We start from the raw sequence: 15,448 nt of genomic DNA, 5'->3' as shown, positions 1-15,448 counted from the left end.
GGCGCGAATCCCAGACAGGAGACAGTGATGCTCGATGAAGCCCGCAGGCAGTACCTTTCCGACATTCTCAAGCCCGCCTCGCCCCCGCGCGAGATCAGCAATCCGTTCACCGAAGCGCAGAAGCGGCTGATGCTGGATGTGGTCCACGATCAGGGGCCGTGGAAGCTGATCATCGCCCAGCACTTCCCCACCGTGGAATCGCTGATCGCGACGTTCGCCGGCGGTTTCCCCGAGGGCTTTACCCCCACGCTCGATATGTTCCTGACGCCGACGTTCCGGGGTTACCTCGCCAACTATTCCACGCCGCTTTACCCCGAACTGCATGATGTCTTCTACAACGAGGCGTTCCTGAACCACGCCAAATCCTACTGGCGCGCGCAGTACGCCAAGCCGCAGATGATGCTGTTCAATGTCAACGGACCTTGCGGCAACACCGACCCCGGCCACCTCGATTCCCCAAGCTTTCGCGGCGTGCGGCACGAGAATTCGCCCACCTGGCTGTGCTCGATCATGGGCCGGTCCGGCTTGTTCCAGGATTACCTGATCAAGATGGCGCAGGTGATCACCTGGTTCAGCCATGATCCGGAAAGCGGCTTTACCTATTGGCCCAACGGGCCGCTGGGCAAGCCCGCGCGGGTGCAATCGCCGATCTACAACCGCGCCGTCGTCGTGCAGAACGAGATGCTGGTGCACCGGGGCGAGGCGAACGGACCCGTCGAGCGGCGGCGGCCCGAGGGCCTCGGCTTCGACAGCGTGTTCACCGGCGATCCGGCTGACCGCGATGGCTGGCTGGTGAAGACGGGCGAGCAGGTGATCGAGCGCTATCACACCGACGACCTGAGGTTCCTCGTCCACTGGTCGGCCGAAGTGTTCAGCGACTATGCCGAACTCAAGAAGAACATGGACGGCAGCGACAACCTGACCCACGAGCAGGCGATCGACATGCTGATCAAGGACGTCCGTTCGCGCGGCATCGAGATCGCAACGCCGAGCGATCCGCTGAACGATCCGGTGTTCATCGCCGCATTGAATGCTGCCTACGACTACGGCGGTCCGGCAGAGTATCCCGCCGAAGCGCCGGTCGATGCGCCTTATGGCATGGCAGCCTGAGCCGGGCGGCAAACACAGGAAAGGGCCGCGTTCATTGCGATCGCGGCCCTTCGTTTGTCCTGCCCCAGTCGGCCGGACGCCTACTTCAGCTTGGCGAGATCGGCGTCAATCTGGGCAAGGCGTTCGTCGGTGACGTCGTCGGGCGCGTAGGTCTGCACGGCCTTCAGCGTCATCGAGCGGGCCATTTCGATCTGCTCGTTGCTGGTCATGCCGGGGATGTACTTGTCGATGATCGCCTTGGCAGCGGGATCATCGAGCAGGGTGCCGATGTCGGTTTCGGCGGTGCTGTACTTGGGCTTGGCGGCAGGCGCGGCAGCTTCGGGCCTGGCCGGTTCGGCAGCGCTGGCCGAGGCGGGAAGCGCGGCAGCGGCCAAGGCGACGATAAGGGCAGTGCGGATCATGGGCATCCTCTCAGAATACGACATGCGAGTCGTTCGCCCGAGCATTAATGCACACAGGTGTTCGAATATCAAGCCTACCAGGCGCTGGTGCCCCACAGGATCAGATCGACCGCGCGTTGTGCGAAGGCTTGCAGGTCCTCGTCCCTGGCCGCCAGTCCGCTCTGCAGTTGAGCCCCGCTGATTGCGGCGACCAGCAGACGCGCCACGGCACGAGCATCGCGCAGGTTGCGCCTGTCACGCGCAGCCGCTTCCTCGATGTCGCGGGCGATCAGGCCGACGATGTAATCGTTGCCCCGCCGCTGCATGACTTCGGAAAGCTCGGGAAAGCGTTCCTGGACCGACAGCAGGAGACGCTGCAGGGCAAGAACGTCCGGCCTTCCCAGCCATGTGGCAATGATCTTGGCGTGATGGCGCAGGCGCTGTTCGATATTGTCGGTAAGCGATGCGTCCTGCAACGAGGCTTCCGCCGACCAGTCAGCGATCGATTGCTCGATGACCGCCTTGAACAGCGCTTCCTTCGAGGGATAGCGGGCATAGAGCGTGCCCTTGGAAACGCGCGCGGTTTCGGCCACCTGCTTCATGCCGACAGCATCGAACCCGTGGACAAGGAACATCGTGCGCGCGGTGTCGACAATGGCGCGATCGATCGAGGTGACCTGATCAGCCGTCGGCCGGCCGCGCACCGGCTGATGCGGCGCGGGCGCAGCCTTCCTTGCTGCGGGACCGCGGGTTTTCTTGGGGCTGGCGTCCATCGCGGTGCCTTGTTCCACAGCAGCAGAGCCCGCGCAAGCGGTGTCGCATAATCGAACCCGCGTGATCTATTACTTGACTCGAAGGCGAGCTTCGTGAAGTCTGCCGGCCTGAAAGCACGGGGCGGGTGATGCCCCGCCGGATCACCTGAGGACCCTGAAATGAAGCCTGCCGCGCGCCTGTCCTGCTCTGCTGCAATGCTTGCGCTCGGCTGTGTCCAGACACAGGCCAACCCTGTGCAAGCTTCCCGGGATACCGCCGAGGCGCGCGCCGAGCAGGCGCTTTCGCAGATGACGCTGGAGGAGAAGATCCAGCTGCTTCACGGCACGATGCCGCTGTTCATTCCCGTGCCCAAGCGCGCGCCGGGCATGCCGGTTGGCGCAGGCGTCATTGCCGGGATCGAGCGCCTGGGCATCCCGCCCCAGTATGCCACGGACGCCAGCCTTGGCGTTTCCAACATCATGGACATGCGCAAGGGCGATGTTGCCACGGCCCTGCCTTCCGGCCTGTCGCTCGCCTCCACCTGGAACCCGGCGCTGGTGCGCGAGGGCGGGCGGATGATCGGATCGGAAGCCGTGGCCAAGGGCTTCAACGTGATGCTGGCAGGCGGCGTCAATCTGGTGCGGGACCCGCGAGCCGGGCGCAATTTCGAGTATCTTGGCGAAGACCCGCTGCTCGGCGGCGTGCTGGTGGGGGCGCAGATCGAGGGCGTGCAAGCGAACGGCATCATCGCCACGATCAAGCACTTCGCGCTCAACAACCAGGAGATCGGGCGCTCGTCGGCCTCGGTCGAGATGGACGAGGCGGCCATGCGCGAGAGCGACCTGCTGGCCTTCCAGATCGGCATGGAGCGCGGCAATCCGGGCTCGGTCATGTGCTCGTACAACAAGGTTGGCGGCACATATGCCTGCGAAAACCGCTTCCTGCTGACCGACGTGCTGCGGCGCGAGTGGGGCTTCAAGGGCTATGTCATGTCGGACTGGGGCGCGGTCCATTCGGCCGAGGCGCTGCTGGCCGGGCTGGATCAGCAATCGGGCGAGATGCTTGACCGCAAGCGCTGGTTCTCCACCGAACTGAAGCCGAAGCTGGCTGACGGCAGCATTCCGATCTCGGCAGTCGACACGGCGGCCAAGCGCATCCTCTGGGCGATCTATGCCAAGGGCGTGGACAAGACCGTGATCGCGCCCAGGGCCATCGATTATGCCCGCAATGGGGAAGTTGCGCTGCAGGCCGCACGCGAAGGCACGGTGCTGCTGCGCAACGAGGGCGGCATCCTGCCGCTGGCGGCTTCGGTCCGCTCCATTGTGGTGATCGGCGGCAAGGCCGATCTTGGCGTGCCATCGGGCGGGGGATCGAGCCAGGTCGTGCCGGTCGGCGGGTTCCGCGCGGTGGAGAAGATCGAGAGCGGGCCTGCCGCCACCTTCGCCCGCCGTGCGTGGGGCGGCACGCCGCCGCTTGAGGCGCTGCGCCGCACATTTGGCAAGGCGCAGGTGACGTACGTTGACGGCAGCGATGCGAAAGTGGCAGCAGACGCGGCCCAGGCCGCCGATGTCGCCGTGGTCTTCGCCACGAAGTTCGCGACCGAAGCCGAGGACCAGCCTGACCTGGCGCTCGATGGCCGGCAGGATGCGCTGATCGATGCCGTGGCCAGCGCCAATCCGCGCACGGTGGTGGTGCTGGAGACCGGCAACCCGGTAACGATGCCCTGGCTGGCCAAGGTGCCGGCGGTGCTCGCCGCGTGGTATCCCGGCCAGCGCGGCGGCGATGCGATTGCCGAAATCCTGTCCGGCAAGACCAATCCCTCGGGTCGCCTGCCGGTGACCTTCCCGGTAAGTGTGGATCAGTTGCCCAATCCCGTCCTGCCCGGATCGGACTTGCCGCCGCCGTCCAAGGAGGACAAGGCCACCTATGGGCTGCAGACCAACAGCCCGCCGTTCACGATCACCTATCCCGAAGGTTCCGACGCCGGCTATCGCTGGTTCGACCGGAAGGGCGAGAAGCCCCTGTTCGCGTTCGGCCACGGCCTGTCCTACACGACGTTCCGCTATTCGGCGCTCAGGGCCAAGGCCGGGCGCACCGTCAGCGTCAGCTTCACCGTTACCAATTCCGGCGCGCGCGAAGGCGCCGACGTGCCACAGGTCTATGTCACGTTGCCCGGCAAGGCGCGGCGCCTGATCGGGTGGGACAAGCCGGTGCTGAAGCCGGGGGAAAGCATGACAGTGACGATCACGGCCGACCCGCGCCTGCTCGCCAGTTTTGACGTGGCCCGCCAGCGCTGGGTGGTGAAGCCGGGCAGAGTGAAGATCGAGGTGGCCCGCTCTGCCGGTGACCGGGTGCTGGCCACGCAGGTTTCACTGGCCGCGCAGACGATCAAGCCCTGATGCCAAGAGCAAAGATTCCGGGAGAAAGACGATGAAGGTCAACCGGCGCGAGGCCATTGCCTTGGGCATTGCCGGCGGCGGTGCAACCGCGCTCCCGCTGCGGGCGCTTGCCGCAGCTGAACCGGCACAGGTCGAAGGCCTGCGTGTGTGCGGTCTGGAAAGCCCGCTGGCACTGGGCGATGCACCACCGAGGTTTTCGTGGAAGCTGGGCGGCGCGGAACGTGCAGGCCAGGTCGCTTACCGGATCAGCGTGGCGCGCAGTCCGGACGACCTCGCTGCTGGCCGCAACCTGGTCTGGGACAGCGGGCGCGTGGCTGGCACTTCGGCGGTCGACATTGCCTATGGCGGGCCGGCCCTGCCCTCGCGCAGCCGGGTGTGGTGGCAGGTGGAAAGCTGGACCAGGGGCAGCCGCACGCCGCTGCGCAGCCAGCCCGCAATGTGGGAAACCGGCCTTGCCCCGGCAGACTGGCAGGCCGAATGGATCGCCAGCGAAACGCTGGTCGCCAAGGCCGATCGCGAAGCCGGGCTGCACTGGCTTTCAGGGCCGGACAAGCAGAACGTGGGCCAGACCCGCGCCTTCCGCTGGACCTTTGACCATCCCGGCGGTGCGGCAGAGTTCTGCGCCACGCTGCACGAATTGACCGGCGTGTGGATCAATGGCGAACCTACGCCCGCGCCGCGCGATGGCCCCGCGCGTCACACCGAGATGGCAGTCTGGCCGATCATCCTGAAGAAGGGCCGAAATGTCATCGCCATCGAAGGGCGGCGCGTCGGCAGCTTTGGCCAGCCGCCTTGCGTGGCGGCGGCCTTGCTGCGCCATGGCGAGGGATTGATCCAGCGGATGACTTCGGCCAGTCCTGGCTGGAAAACCGTGGTGGCGGCGCCCCCCGGCTGGCATCTGCCCGCGTCCGATGACACGGCATGGCCCGCAGCCGAACCGGCCAAGGGCAGCCTCCCCATTGGCGAGCCCTGGCCGCTCACGCCTGCCAGCCGCCTGCGCCATGGCTTCACCATCGACAGGCCAATCCGCGCCGCGCGCCTCCATGCCACGGCACTGGGCATCTACCAGCCATGGATCAACGGCGCGCCGCTGGCCGACCGCAAGCTGGCACCCGAATTCACCGATCCTTCGAAGCGGGTGCTTTACCAGACCTATGACGTCACCGCGCTGCTCAAGCCCGGTGCCAACGTGCTGGGCATGGTGGTCGGCGATGGCTGGTACGGTTCGCGCTTCAGCACTTCTGCCCGCTTTGCCTTCGGGCCTGCGCCATGCCGCATTCTGTGCCAGCTCGAGATCGAGCATGACGACGGCTCGCGCACCGTGATCGGCAGTGGCGATGGCTGGGAGATCGCAGACTCGGCCGTGCTCGAACATTCGCTGTACGATGGAGAGATCCACGATGCGCGGGGTGAACAGCCCGGCTGGGCGACCGCGAACGGACCGACCGCAGGGTGGCGTCCGGCCAGTGTGGTGGCTGCTCCCGCGATCCCGGTTCAACCACAGCGCTGCCCGCCGATCCGCATTCGCGAGACGCTGCAACCGAAGAGCGTCAAGCGCCTTGGGCCTGGGCATTATCAGCTCGACTACGGACAGAACTTTGCCGGCTTCCCACGCCTGACCGTGAGTGCCCCTGCCGGCACGCGCATCGAGATGCGCTTTGCCGAGATCCTCAAGGCCGACGGCACGATCGACCAGGCCAACCTGCGCACCGCCAAGGCGCGCGACATCTACATTGCCGCCGGGCGCGGGCGCGAGGTCTACGAGCCGCGCTTTACCTATCACGGCTATCGCCATGTCGAGATCACCGGTGTGCCCGATGATCAGACGGCGTGGAACCTTGAAGGTCTGGTGGCGCATCAGGACCTGCCACTGACCGCCGAGTTGCGCGTCGGCGATCCGGTGATCCAGCAGTTCTGGCGCAATTCGGTGTGGAGCCAGAAGGCCAACTTCTATGGCCTGCCGACCGACTGCCCGCAGCGCGACGAGCGGCTGGGCTGGATGGGCGATGCCGCCGTGTTCTGGCCAGCGGCGGCATGGAACATGGACGTTGCCGCCTTCACCGCCCGCGTGATGGAGGACGCGCGCGTCTCGCAAAGCGCCAAGGGCGGCTTCCCCGACTGCATCCCGCCGTTCGTGCCGACGATGAAGCTGTCCTCGCCGGGCTGGGCCGATGCGGGCGTGATCCTGCCGCACACCTCGTGGATGCAGAATGGCGATACCGGCGTGATCCGCGCCAACTGGCAGGCGATGGAAGCCTACATGGCGTGGATCGAGGCGGCGAACCCTGACCATGTCTGGCGCAAGCAGCGCGGCGCGGACTATGGCGACTGGCTCTCGGTCGATGCGCCGACGGCCAATCCGGGCGCGGCGACCACGCCCAAGGACCTGCTCTCCACCGCCTATTGGGCACAGGATGCGACGATGATGGCGGCGATGGCCGGGGCGATCGGCAACGCAGAGGCTGCCGCAAAGTATCGCAGCCTGTTCGAGGCGATCCGCAGCGCATTCAACACCGCCTTCGTCGTCGAAGGGAAGGTTGGTAATGGCAGCCAGACCGGCAACGTCGTGGCGATCCGCTTCGGCCTGCTTTCGCCCGAAGCCATGCGCGCAGCGGGCGCGGCGCTGGCGGCGGACATTGCGCGGCGCGGCAACCACCTGTCCACCGGCTTCCTCGGCACGCCGCACATCCTCGATGCGCTGGTCATGGCCGGGCAGGAGGCAACTGCGATCACCCTGCTCACCCAGCGCAGCTATCCGTCATGGGGCTATATGGTGGAGCAGGGCGCGACGAGCATGTGGGAACGCTGGAACAGCGACCAGGGCGATGCCAGCATGAACAGCCGCAATCATTATGCCTTCGGCGCAATCGGCGATTTCCTGTTTCGCCGCATCGCCGGCATCGCGCCTGCGACGCCCGGCTTCGGCAAGGTCCGCATTGCGCCGATCATGAGCGAAGTGCTGGGCACTGGCGGCGCGACCTACCACAGCGTGCGCGGCACGATCCGCACCGACTGGACGGCCAAGGGCGGCAGGTTCCGGCTCGATGTAGAGCTTCCCGGCGGCGTGGAGGGTGAGGTCGTGCTGCCCGGCGGCCGCAAGGCCAGCGCTGTGGCGGGGCCGAACCGGTTTTCGGGCAGGCTCTGAGGTGGATCAGGCGAAGACGCTTTGCCTGATCCAGTCCACGCTTGTCACGGTCGACGCGAGTCGGCTTTGCCCCAGCACTTGCGACCAGTAGCCCTCCGAACCATCTGCGAGGCGCCATTCGTGCAGGCGGCGGGTGAGGAGCTGGAGGTCGTATTCCTCGCTGATGCCAATGGCGCCGTGAACCGCATGAGCAGTGGCAGCGATGCGCGGGGCGGCCGACGAGGTGGCGATCTTGGCCGTCGCCGCGGCGGCGAGCGGCACGTTCAGACCATGCGAAGCGCCAAGCTGCGCGGCGATGCGGCAGGCGATCATGTCCTCGGCCGTCAGCGCCAGCATCTGCTGCAGCGACTGCTGGCGGCCGATCGGCTTGCCGAACTGCACCCGCTCGGATGCATAGGCGGTGGTCACGTCGCACAGGCGGGCGGCGGCACCGGCGATCAGCGCAGCGCGCAGCACGGCGGCAATGGAGCGCAGGCCGGATGCAGGGCGGGGCAGACTCCTGCCTTCGGGCTTGCCGGAAATGCGTGCAGCCAATGAATTGGTGACGCCGGTCGGCGCGGGCGCAAGCTGCGCCATGTCGCACAGCACCAGCGCATCGCCGCAATCGACCAGCGCGGCTTGCGCCACCAGTCCGCAAGGCACCGGCTGCGCCAGCGAGGTGACAAGCACGACCGGCCCATCGGGCGCAGCGATCCCGCTCTCGGCCAACAGCGCGCGGGCGACCATGGTTTCGGCCACGGGCAGGGGCACGGCGCGGGCCCCGAGTGCCTCGATCAGCGGTTCGATATCGGCAAGACTCAGGCCCGCGCCGCCGTGTTCATCGGAAACCAGCGCATCAAGGAAGCCTGACCCTGCGATCTCTCTCCACAGAGCGTCGGCAGAGCCACCGTGTTCGATGGCACGGACCACTGCCGGGCTCGCTGCCGCATCGAGCATGCGGACGAAGGGTTCGAGCAGTTCGTTGATGTCCATCTGTTTCTCTCCCCTCACCGCAGGCCCATGCCGCGCGCGATGATCCCGCGCAGGATCTCGCGCGTGCCGCCGCGCAGGCTGAAGCTCGGCGCGATGTGCGTGACGTAGAGCAGCGTGCGATACAGCTCCTCGCTCACCGCCTCATCGGGGTGCGCGGCGAGATCGTCGCCGATCACCACCGGCAATTCCTGTTCGAAGCCAGTGCCGCGATCCTTGACGATGCTCGCTTCGACCACCGGGCTTTCCCCCGCCACCAATCGCGCCGTGCAGGCAATCGACATGGCGCGCAGCGTGGCAAGCTCGGCAGTCAGCCGCCCGACCAGCGCGGCGCAATCGCTGCGGCCCACCGCCTGCAGGTGCCGTATCCAGGCATCCAAAAGCACGGCGCTGGAATAGATGCGTTCCGGCCCGGAGCGTTCGAACGCCAGTTCGGCGACGACCTGCTTCCAGCCCTCACCCTCTGCCCCCACCAGCGCATCCTCGCCGAGTTCGACGTTCTCGAAGAACACTTCGGCAAAGTGCGCATCGCCCGTAAGATCGACGATGGGCCGTACCGTGACGCCGGGCGCCTTCAGGTCGATGATCAATTGCGAAAGCCCCGCCTGCCGGTCTGCCGAAGTGCCGGAAGTGCGGACCAGCGCGATCATGTAGTCCGAATGCATGGCATTGGTGGTCCAGATCTTCTGGCCGTTGACCACCCAGCCCCCACCGCTGCGATTGTCGCTGCGGTCGGCCCGCGTGCGCACGCTGGCAAGGTCCGAGCCCGAGCCCGGCTCGCTCATGCCGATGCAGAACAGCTGTTCGCCCCGGCAGATCGCGGGAATGTGCTTGCGGCGCTGCGCCTCGGTGCCGAAGTTCAGGAGCAGTGGCGCGCTCTGCCGATCAGCGATCCAGTGCGCGGCGACCGGTGCTCCGGCGCAGAGCAATTCCTCGACCACCACGAAGCGCGCAAATGGGCCCTTGCCGTGGCCACCGTATTCCTTGGGCAGCGTGAGGCCGAGGAAACCCGCCTCCCCCAGTGCGCGGCTGAATTCCGCGCTGAAGCCCTGCCACGACCGCGCGCGGCGATCCATCGGGATGCCGGCAATGTGCTGTTCAATGAAGGTGCGGATGGCAGGCCGCAGCGCTTCGTCTTCGGGTGGCAACTGGGCAAGCGTCAGGGTATCGAACACGGAAAGGCGGCTCCTGTCCCGGGCGGCGCATCATGGCGCCGCTCTCCAGGGCAAAGCGATGCGCCCGGAGGCACTCTGCATCAAATATTTATTTTGCCGGGTTCGATAGTGATTGCATATCAGGCGTTCTCACAGGCCAGAGCAGTGCGCACGAAATTCCGTGCCAGCACAGATGGCTCGTCGGCCCGCGCAATGCCCATCGCGATCGGCACCGGGTCTGACAGGGTGACGATGCGCACCCCCTCCCCGGCAAAGCGCGCGCTGCGGCCGGGGATCAGCGCCACGCCAAGCCCGGCTTCGACAAGGCTGAGGATGGTCTGCACCTGCACCGCCTCCTGCGCGACGCGCGGGGTGAACCCGGCACGATGGCAGGCGAGCCGGATCGTGGCATGGAGCACGCTGACCGGGCTGTAGATGATGAAGCTGCGATCAGCCAAGGCGCCAAGATCAAGCGTCTTGCGCCGCGCCAGCACGTCGCTGGCAGGCAGCACCGCAACCAGTTCATCGGTCTCGATCACGTCGATAGCCACGGGCGCGGAGTCCATCACCGGCAGGCGCACCAGCCCCACGTCCAAGCGGCGCGCAGCAATGGCCCGGACGATCTCGACGCTGTTCATCTCCTCCAGCGCGAGTTCGACCTCCGGGTAGGCGTGGCGAAAGGGGGAGACGATGCGCGGCAGCAATTCTCCGATGGCCGAGCCGATAAAGCCGATCGACAGACGGCCACGCAGGCCCGCCGCGCCCTGGCGCACGGCCTCGCGCACTTTCTCGGCCGCCGCCAGAGCCTCGCGCGCCGGGGCAACCGCGGCAAGGCCTGCCGTCGTCAAGCGCACGCCACGCGGATCGCGCTCGAACAGGGCGACGCCGAGGTCTTCCTCAAGCTTGCGAATGGCGACCGTCAGCGGTGGCTGCGAGATGTGCAGGCGCTCTGCCGCGCGATGGAAGTTCAGCGTTTCGGCAAGGGCGTTGAAATAGCGCAGCTGGCGCAAGTCCACGATATATACTCACTATCGAAGTCGGAAAATTCAATATTAGCCCGAAAGGACGGGGTAGCCTAGCTGTTTCAGCCAATCAAAAGCCCATGGAGAGCGCGCGATGTCCGAAACCCCCTTCCTGCTGGTCGAACGCGATGGCCCGGTGGTCATCGCCACGCTCAATCGCCCGGACACCCGCAACGCCATTTCGGAAACCGCGCACAGCGAGGAGATCGCGCAGTTCTGTGCAGACGTGACCCGCGATGCTTCGGTGCGTGCGGTAGTGCTGACCGGGGCGGGCAAGGCCTTCTGCGCAGGCGGCAACGTCAAGCACATGGCCGAGAAGACCGGCATGTTCGGCGGCTCGCCGTTCTCGATCCGCAACCAGTATCGCACCGGCATCCAGTTGATCCCGACGGCGCTTTACGATCTGGAAGTGCCGGTCGTTGCCGCTGTCAACGGCCCGGCGATCGGGGCGGGCCTCGACCTCGCCTGCATGACCGATATCCGCATTGCTTCGGAAAAGGCTCTGTTCGCGGAAAGCTTCGTAAAACTCGGCATCGTGCCGGGAGATGGCGGGGCGTGGCTGCTGCCACGCGTGATCGGCATGGCCCGCGCCAGCCTGATGACGCTGACCGGCGACACCATCGACGCCGCCAAGGCACTGGAGTACGGCCTGGTCAGCGAAGTCGTGGCGCCTGACCGGCTCCTGCCGCGTGCCCTCGAAGTCGCCCACTCGATCGCCGCCAACCCCGGCCATGCCACCCGCATGGCCAAGCGCCTGCTGCGCGAAGGGCAGGACATGAAGCTGGCCCCGCTGCTCGAGCTTTCGGCCGCTTACCAGGCGCTGGCCCATCACACCCATGACCACCACGAGGCGGTCAGTGCCTTCCTCGAAAAGCGCAAGCCGGAGTTGAAGGGCGAGTGAGCGAACCGCAGGTTGCCGGCCCGCTTGCCGGGATTACCGTCCTCGATCTTTCGCGCGTGCTGGCGGGGCCGTGGTGTTCACAGGTCCTGGGCGACCTTGGCGCCGATGTGATCAAGGTCGAACAGCCGGGACAGGGCGACGACACGCGCAAGTGGGGGCCACCGTTCCTTGACGACGGCAGCCGCGATGCCGCCTATTACCTCTGCGCCAACCGCAACAAGCGCTCGGTCGCGATCGACATGGCCGAGCCTGCAGGCGCCGAACTGATCCGCCGGTTTGCCGCGCAGGCCGACGTGGTGATCGAGAACTTCCGCGTCGGCGGCCTTGCCAAGTACGGGCTCGATTTTGAGTCCCTGCGCGAGGTCAAGCCGGACCTGATCTACCTTTCGATCACCGGCTTTGGCCAGACCGGCCCCTTGCGCAACAACGGGGGATACGACTTCCTCGTCCAGGGCATGAGCGGCCTGATGAGCGTGACCGGCCTGCCCGATGGCGAGCCGGGCGGCGGGCCGATGAAGGTCGGCATCCCGATCAGTGACCTGACGACCGGGCTCTACGCCGCAATTTCGGTGCTGGCGGCATTGAACCACCGCCATGCCACCGGCGAGGGCCAGCGGATCGACCTTGCCCTGCTCGATACGCAAGTGGCACTGCTCGCCAATCAGGCGTCGAACTGGATGAACGGCGGTATGGTGCCGCGCCGCATGGGCAACCAGCACCCCAATACCGTGCCATATCAGGACTTTGCCTGTTCGGACGGCAGCGTGCTCGTCGCACTCGGCAATGATCGGCAGTTCCGCGCCTTCACCGCGCTGATCGGCCTGCCTGACCTCGCTGACGACGAGCGCTTTGCGATCAGCGCTGGCCGTAGCGTCAACCGCGATGCCTTGCTCGCGCAGTTGCGCCCGGCCATCGCCCGGTGGAAATCGGCAGAGCTGATCGCGGTGATGGAAGCGGCGGGGCTGCCCGGCGGCAAGGTGAACGAGATTCCCGAAGTGCTCGACCACCCGCAGATCGAGGCGCGCGGCCTGGTGCACGAGATGGCGCGATCCGACGGGACGCCGGTCAAGGTGCTTGGCTTCCCGGCCCGGCTTTCGGCCTCGCCCGCAACCTATCGCCACGCCCCGCCACGCTCGGGCGAAGATACCGTCGCCGTGCTCAGCGAAAGACTGGGGCTCGGCAAGGACGAGATCGAACGCCTGCTGGCGGCTGGCGTGATTGCGGAGACATTGTGATGCAGGGTGCAAACTACATCGACGGTCGCTGGGTGGAAGGCGCAACGCCGTTCACCACGCAGAATCCGTCAGACCTTGATGAGACCGTGGGCAGCTATACCAAGGTTGGCGAGGCCGAAGTGCGCGAGGCCATGGCGGCGGCGCGCCGGGCGCAGCCGGCATGGGCCGCGTTCAACATGCAGGCGCGGGCCGATATCCTCTACCGCATTGCCGAACTGCTGAAGGCGCGCGCGCCCGAGATCGGCAAGCTGCTCAGCCGCGAGGAAGGCAAGACCCTGCCCGAAGGCATAGGCGAGGCCCTGCGCGCCGCACAGTGCTTCCAGGCCGCGGCCGGCGACGTGATCCGCGCGCAGGGCGAATGGTACAATTCGATGCGCGATGGCTTCAACGTGCTGGTCACGCGCGAACCGCTGGGCGTCATCGCCGCGATCACCCCGTGGAACTTCCCGATCGCCCTCCCTTCATGGAAGATCGCAGGCGCGCTCGCCTATGGCAATGCGGTGGTGCTCAAGCCCAGCAGCTTCGTACCCGGCTGCGCGGTGATGCTGGCGCAGATCATCGAAGACGCGGGCGTTCCGGCGGGCGTGTTCAACCTCGTCATGGGTGATGGCCGCGCTACCGGCAACGTGATGATCGACGAGGCCGACGGCCTGACCTTCACCGGCGGCACCGCCACGGGCCGCGCCGTGCTGACCCGCGCCGCCGAGACGATGACCAAGTGTCAGCTCGAACTCGGCGGCAAGAACGCGCTGGTCGTGCTCGACGATGCCGACCTTGATCTCGCGGTCGAGATCGCCAGCAACGGCGCCTGGATCCAGACCGGGCAGCGCTGCACCGGGACCGAGCGCCTGATCGTGACGCGAGGCATCCACGATGCCTTTGTCGAGCGCATGGCCAAGGTGGCGGGCAGCTACCGCGTCGGCCACGCGCTCGATCCCGAGACCCAGATCGGCCCGGTCGCCAACGTTCAGCAGTTCAACGAGAACCTGCAGTTCGTGATCGATGCGCAGGCCGAAGGCGCGGAGCTTGCCGCAGGTGGCGGTGCCGTGGAAGCGCGCACGCGGGGCCTCTACATGGCCCCGACGCTGCTGACCGGCACCAGGGCCGAATGGCGCTGCAACCAGCACGAATCCTTCGGGCCGATTGCTTCGGTGATCAAGGTCGAGGACCTCGACGAGGCGATCCACGCTGCCAATGCCTGCGAATACAAGCTGTCATCCGGCATCGCCACGACCAGCCTCAAGAATGCGGAACGCTTCCGCAAGGCGTCGAAGGCCGGCATGGTCATGGTCAACGCGCCGACGGCGGGCCTCGAATACCACGTGCCGCTCGGCGGCCGTTCGCCCTCTGGCTACGGCGCGCGCGAGACCGGCTCCACGGCCGCGGAATTCTTCACCGAGAGCAAGACCAGCTACATCAATCACGGCGCCGTCTGAGCGCTGTCGGAGAGAGATATGACGACTGTTGCATACATCGGCCTTGGCGCGATGGGCCTGCCACTGGCCATGCATCTGGTGCGCAAGGGTTTTGACGTCATTGCCTATGACATCGACCCGACCCGCGCCGACGAGATCGTGGCATTGGGCGGGCGCAAGGCGGGCTCTGTGGCCGAAGCCGCGAGGGATGTCGAGGTGGTGATCACCTGCCTGCCCGCGACGCCCCATGTGGAGGCCGTGGTGCTCGGCCCCGATGGCGCACTGGCTCAGATGAAGCCCGGCACGCTGCTGCTCGACATGTCGACCATCGATGCCAACGGCACCGACCGCGTCGCCAGGGCCTGTGCCGAAAAGGGCGTGGCCTTCGTCGACAGCCCGATCGGCCGCCTCGTGCTCCATGCCGAGCGCGGGGAATCGCTGTTCATGGTGGGCGCGAGCGACGAGGACTTCGCCCGCGTCGAGCCGCTGCTCAATGCCATGGGCAAGGACATCATGCGCTGCGGCGGGCAGGGCATGGGCAGCCGGATGAAGCTGGTGAACAACTTCCTGCTGCTGACCATCGCCGAAGTCAGCGCCGAAGCCGTCGCGCTCGGCACGCGTCTTGGCCTAGATATCGAGACGATCCTGAAGGTCACCGGCAGCACAACGGCGCAGAACGGCCAGTTGCACACGCTGATGGTCAACAAGGTGCTGAAGGGCGATACCACCCCCGGCTTCACCATCGACCTTGCCTTCAAGGACATGACCCTGGCGATGACGGCTGCGGCGGAATACCGCATGGGCCTGCCGGTCGGCGCGGCCGCTCACGCCGTCTATGGCGGAGCCCGCGCGATGCCGGAATTCGCGAAGAAGGATTATTCGGCTCTGCTCGAATGGGCCTGCCGCAACGCCGCGGTGGAAACCCCGCGCACAAGCTGAAGTCTGCCGGAAGAGCAGCGCGCCGA

The 15,448-nt window shown here is 66.5% G+C and carries 12 protein-coding genes; 7 read left to right on the top strand and 5 right to left on the bottom strand.

All coding sequences use genetic code 11. The features are described 5' to 3' along the window. Window positions 1–27: 27 nt before the first annotated feature. On the top strand, window positions 28–1,110 hold the full coding sequence (locus NJ75_RS11300; protein WP_039334503.1) for a hypothetical protein: 1,083 nt from the start codon (window positions 28–30) through the stop codon (window positions 1,108–1,110). Between the two features lie 80 nt (window positions 1,111–1,190). Here NJ75_RS11300 and NJ75_RS11295 read toward each other — a convergent pair whose 3' ends face one another. Next, entirely contained in the window at window positions 1,191–1,511 is a 321-nt protein-coding gene (locus tag NJ75_RS11295; RefSeq protein WP_322788212.1) for a hypothetical protein, read from the bottom strand. A 74-nt stretch (window positions 1,512–1,585) separates the two neighbouring features. Next, entirely contained in the window at window positions 1,586–2,263 is a 678-nt protein-coding gene (locus NJ75_RS23330) for a TetR/AcrR family transcriptional regulator (protein WP_052242377.1), read from the bottom strand. A gap of 159 nt (window positions 2,264–2,422) precedes the next feature. Here NJ75_RS23330 and NJ75_RS11285 point away from each other — a divergent pair, with 159 nt between their 5' ends. Both NJ75_RS11285 and NJ75_RS11280 read left to right on the top strand, forming a co-directional pair. Beyond that, window positions 2,423–4,642, top strand: a complete 2,220-nt coding sequence (locus NJ75_RS11285) for a glycoside hydrolase family 3 C-terminal domain-containing protein (RefSeq protein WP_039334501.1) — start codon at window positions 2,423–2,425, stop codon at window positions 4,640–4,642. Window positions 4,643–4,673: 31 nt separating this feature from the next. Next, window positions 4,674–7,787: an alpha-L-rhamnosidase gene (locus NJ75_RS11280; protein ID WP_052242375.1), complete on the top strand. Its 3,114-nt coding sequence runs from the start codon at window positions 4,674–4,676 to the stop codon at window positions 7,785–7,787. Between the two features lie 6 nt (window positions 7,788–7,793). Here NJ75_RS11280 and NJ75_RS11275 read toward each other — a convergent pair whose 3' ends face one another. The 3 genes from NJ75_RS11275 to NJ75_RS11265 form a co-directional block, all read right to left on the bottom strand. Next, window positions 7,794–8,759: an acyl-CoA dehydrogenase family protein gene (locus NJ75_RS11275; protein WP_039334500.1), complete on the bottom strand. Its 966-nt coding sequence runs from the start codon at window positions 8,757–8,759 to the stop codon at window positions 7,794–7,796. Window positions 8,760–8,773: 14 nt separating this feature from the next. Continuing rightward, on the bottom strand, window positions 8,774–9,931 hold the full coding sequence (locus NJ75_RS11270) for an acyl-CoA dehydrogenase family protein (protein ID WP_039334499.1): 1,158 nt from the start codon (window positions 9,929–9,931) through the stop codon (window positions 8,774–8,776). Between the two features lie 119 nt (window positions 9,932–10,050). Continuing rightward, window positions 10,051–10,926 (bottom strand): LysR family transcriptional regulator, encoded by an 876-nt coding sequence (locus NJ75_RS11265; protein ID WP_039334498.1) that lies wholly within the window; start codon window positions 10,924–10,926, stop codon window positions 10,051–10,053. Between the two features lie 100 nt (window positions 10,927–11,026). Between NJ75_RS11265 and NJ75_RS11260 the strand changes: the two genes are divergently transcribed. Genes NJ75_RS11260 through NJ75_RS11245 form a run of 4 tightly spaced genes read left to right on the top strand, consistent with a single transcriptional unit; the run spans window position 11,027 to window position 15,422 of the window. Then, a complete protein-coding gene (locus tag NJ75_RS11260; RefSeq protein ID WP_039334497.1) occupies window positions 11,027–11,833 on the top strand; it encodes a crotonase/enoyl-CoA hydratase family protein in 807 nt (268 codons plus the stop codon). Next, complete coding sequence (locus NJ75_RS11255; protein WP_039334496.1) at window positions 11,830–13,068, top strand: CaiB/BaiF CoA transferase family protein; 1,239 nt, start codon at window positions 11,830–11,832, stop codon at window positions 13,066–13,068. Before NJ75_RS11260 ends, NJ75_RS11255 begins: the two co-directional genes overlap by 4 nt. Beyond that, window positions 13,068–14,504, top strand: a complete 1,437-nt coding sequence (locus NJ75_RS11250; protein WP_039334495.1) for an aldehyde dehydrogenase family protein — start codon at window positions 13,068–13,070, stop codon at window positions 14,502–14,504. The genes NJ75_RS11255 and NJ75_RS11250 overlap by 1 nt, the downstream gene beginning before the upstream one ends. Window positions 14,505–14,522: 18 nt before the next feature. Beyond that, the gene (locus tag NJ75_RS11245; protein WP_039334494.1) at window positions 14,523–15,422 is read left to right on the top strand and encodes an NAD(P)-dependent oxidoreductase; all 900 of its coding nucleotides are present in this window, start codon (window positions 14,523–14,525) and stop codon (window positions 15,420–15,422) included. The last annotated feature ends 26 nt before the right edge of the window (window positions 15,423–15,448 follow it).

The sequence above is a fragment of the Novosphingobium subterraneum genome (genome assembly GCF_000807925.1).
GTDB classification, from domain to species: Bacteria; Pseudomonadota; Alphaproteobacteria; order Sphingomonadales; family Sphingomonadaceae; genus Novosphingobium; species Novosphingobium subterraneum.
The sequence above is the reverse complement of the archived record's forward strand: the minus strand, read 5'-3'. Positions and strand labels throughout refer to the sequence as shown.

Bases quoted from the DNA above. Each gene is read 5' to 3' on its own strand.
- NJ75_RS11300 (WP_039334503.1), top strand. From the start codon at position 28: ATGCTCGATGAAGCCCGCAGGCAGTACCTTTCCGACATTCTCAAGCCC.
- NJ75_RS11295 (WP_322788212.1), bottom strand. From the start codon at position 1,511: ATGATCCGCACTGCCCTTATCGTCGCCTTGGCCGCTGCCGCGCTTCCC.
- NJ75_RS23330 (WP_052242377.1), bottom strand. From the start codon at position 2,263: ATGGACGCCAGCCCCAAGAAAACCCGCGGTCCCGCAGCAAGGAAGGCT.
- NJ75_RS11285 (WP_039334501.1), top strand. From the start codon at position 2,423: ATGAAGCCTGCCGCGCGCCTGTCCTGCTCTGCTGCAATGCTTGCGCTC.
- NJ75_RS11280 (WP_052242375.1), top strand. From the start codon at position 4,674: ATGAAGGTCAACCGGCGCGAGGCCATTGCCTTGGGCATTGCCGGCGGC.
- NJ75_RS11275 (WP_039334500.1), bottom strand. From the start codon at position 8,759: ATGGACATCAACGAACTGCTCGAACCCTTCGTCCGCATGCTCGATGCG.
- NJ75_RS11260 (WP_039334497.1), top strand. From the start codon at position 11,027: ATGTCCGAAACCCCCTTCCTGCTGGTCGAACGCGATGGCCCGGTGGTC.
- NJ75_RS11250 (WP_039334495.1), top strand. From the start codon at position 13,068: ATGCAGGGTGCAAACTACATCGACGGTCGCTGGGTGGAAGGCGCAACG.
- NJ75_RS11245 (WP_039334494.1), top strand. From the start codon at position 14,523: ATGACGACTGTTGCATACATCGGCCTTGGCGCGATGGGCCTGCCACTG.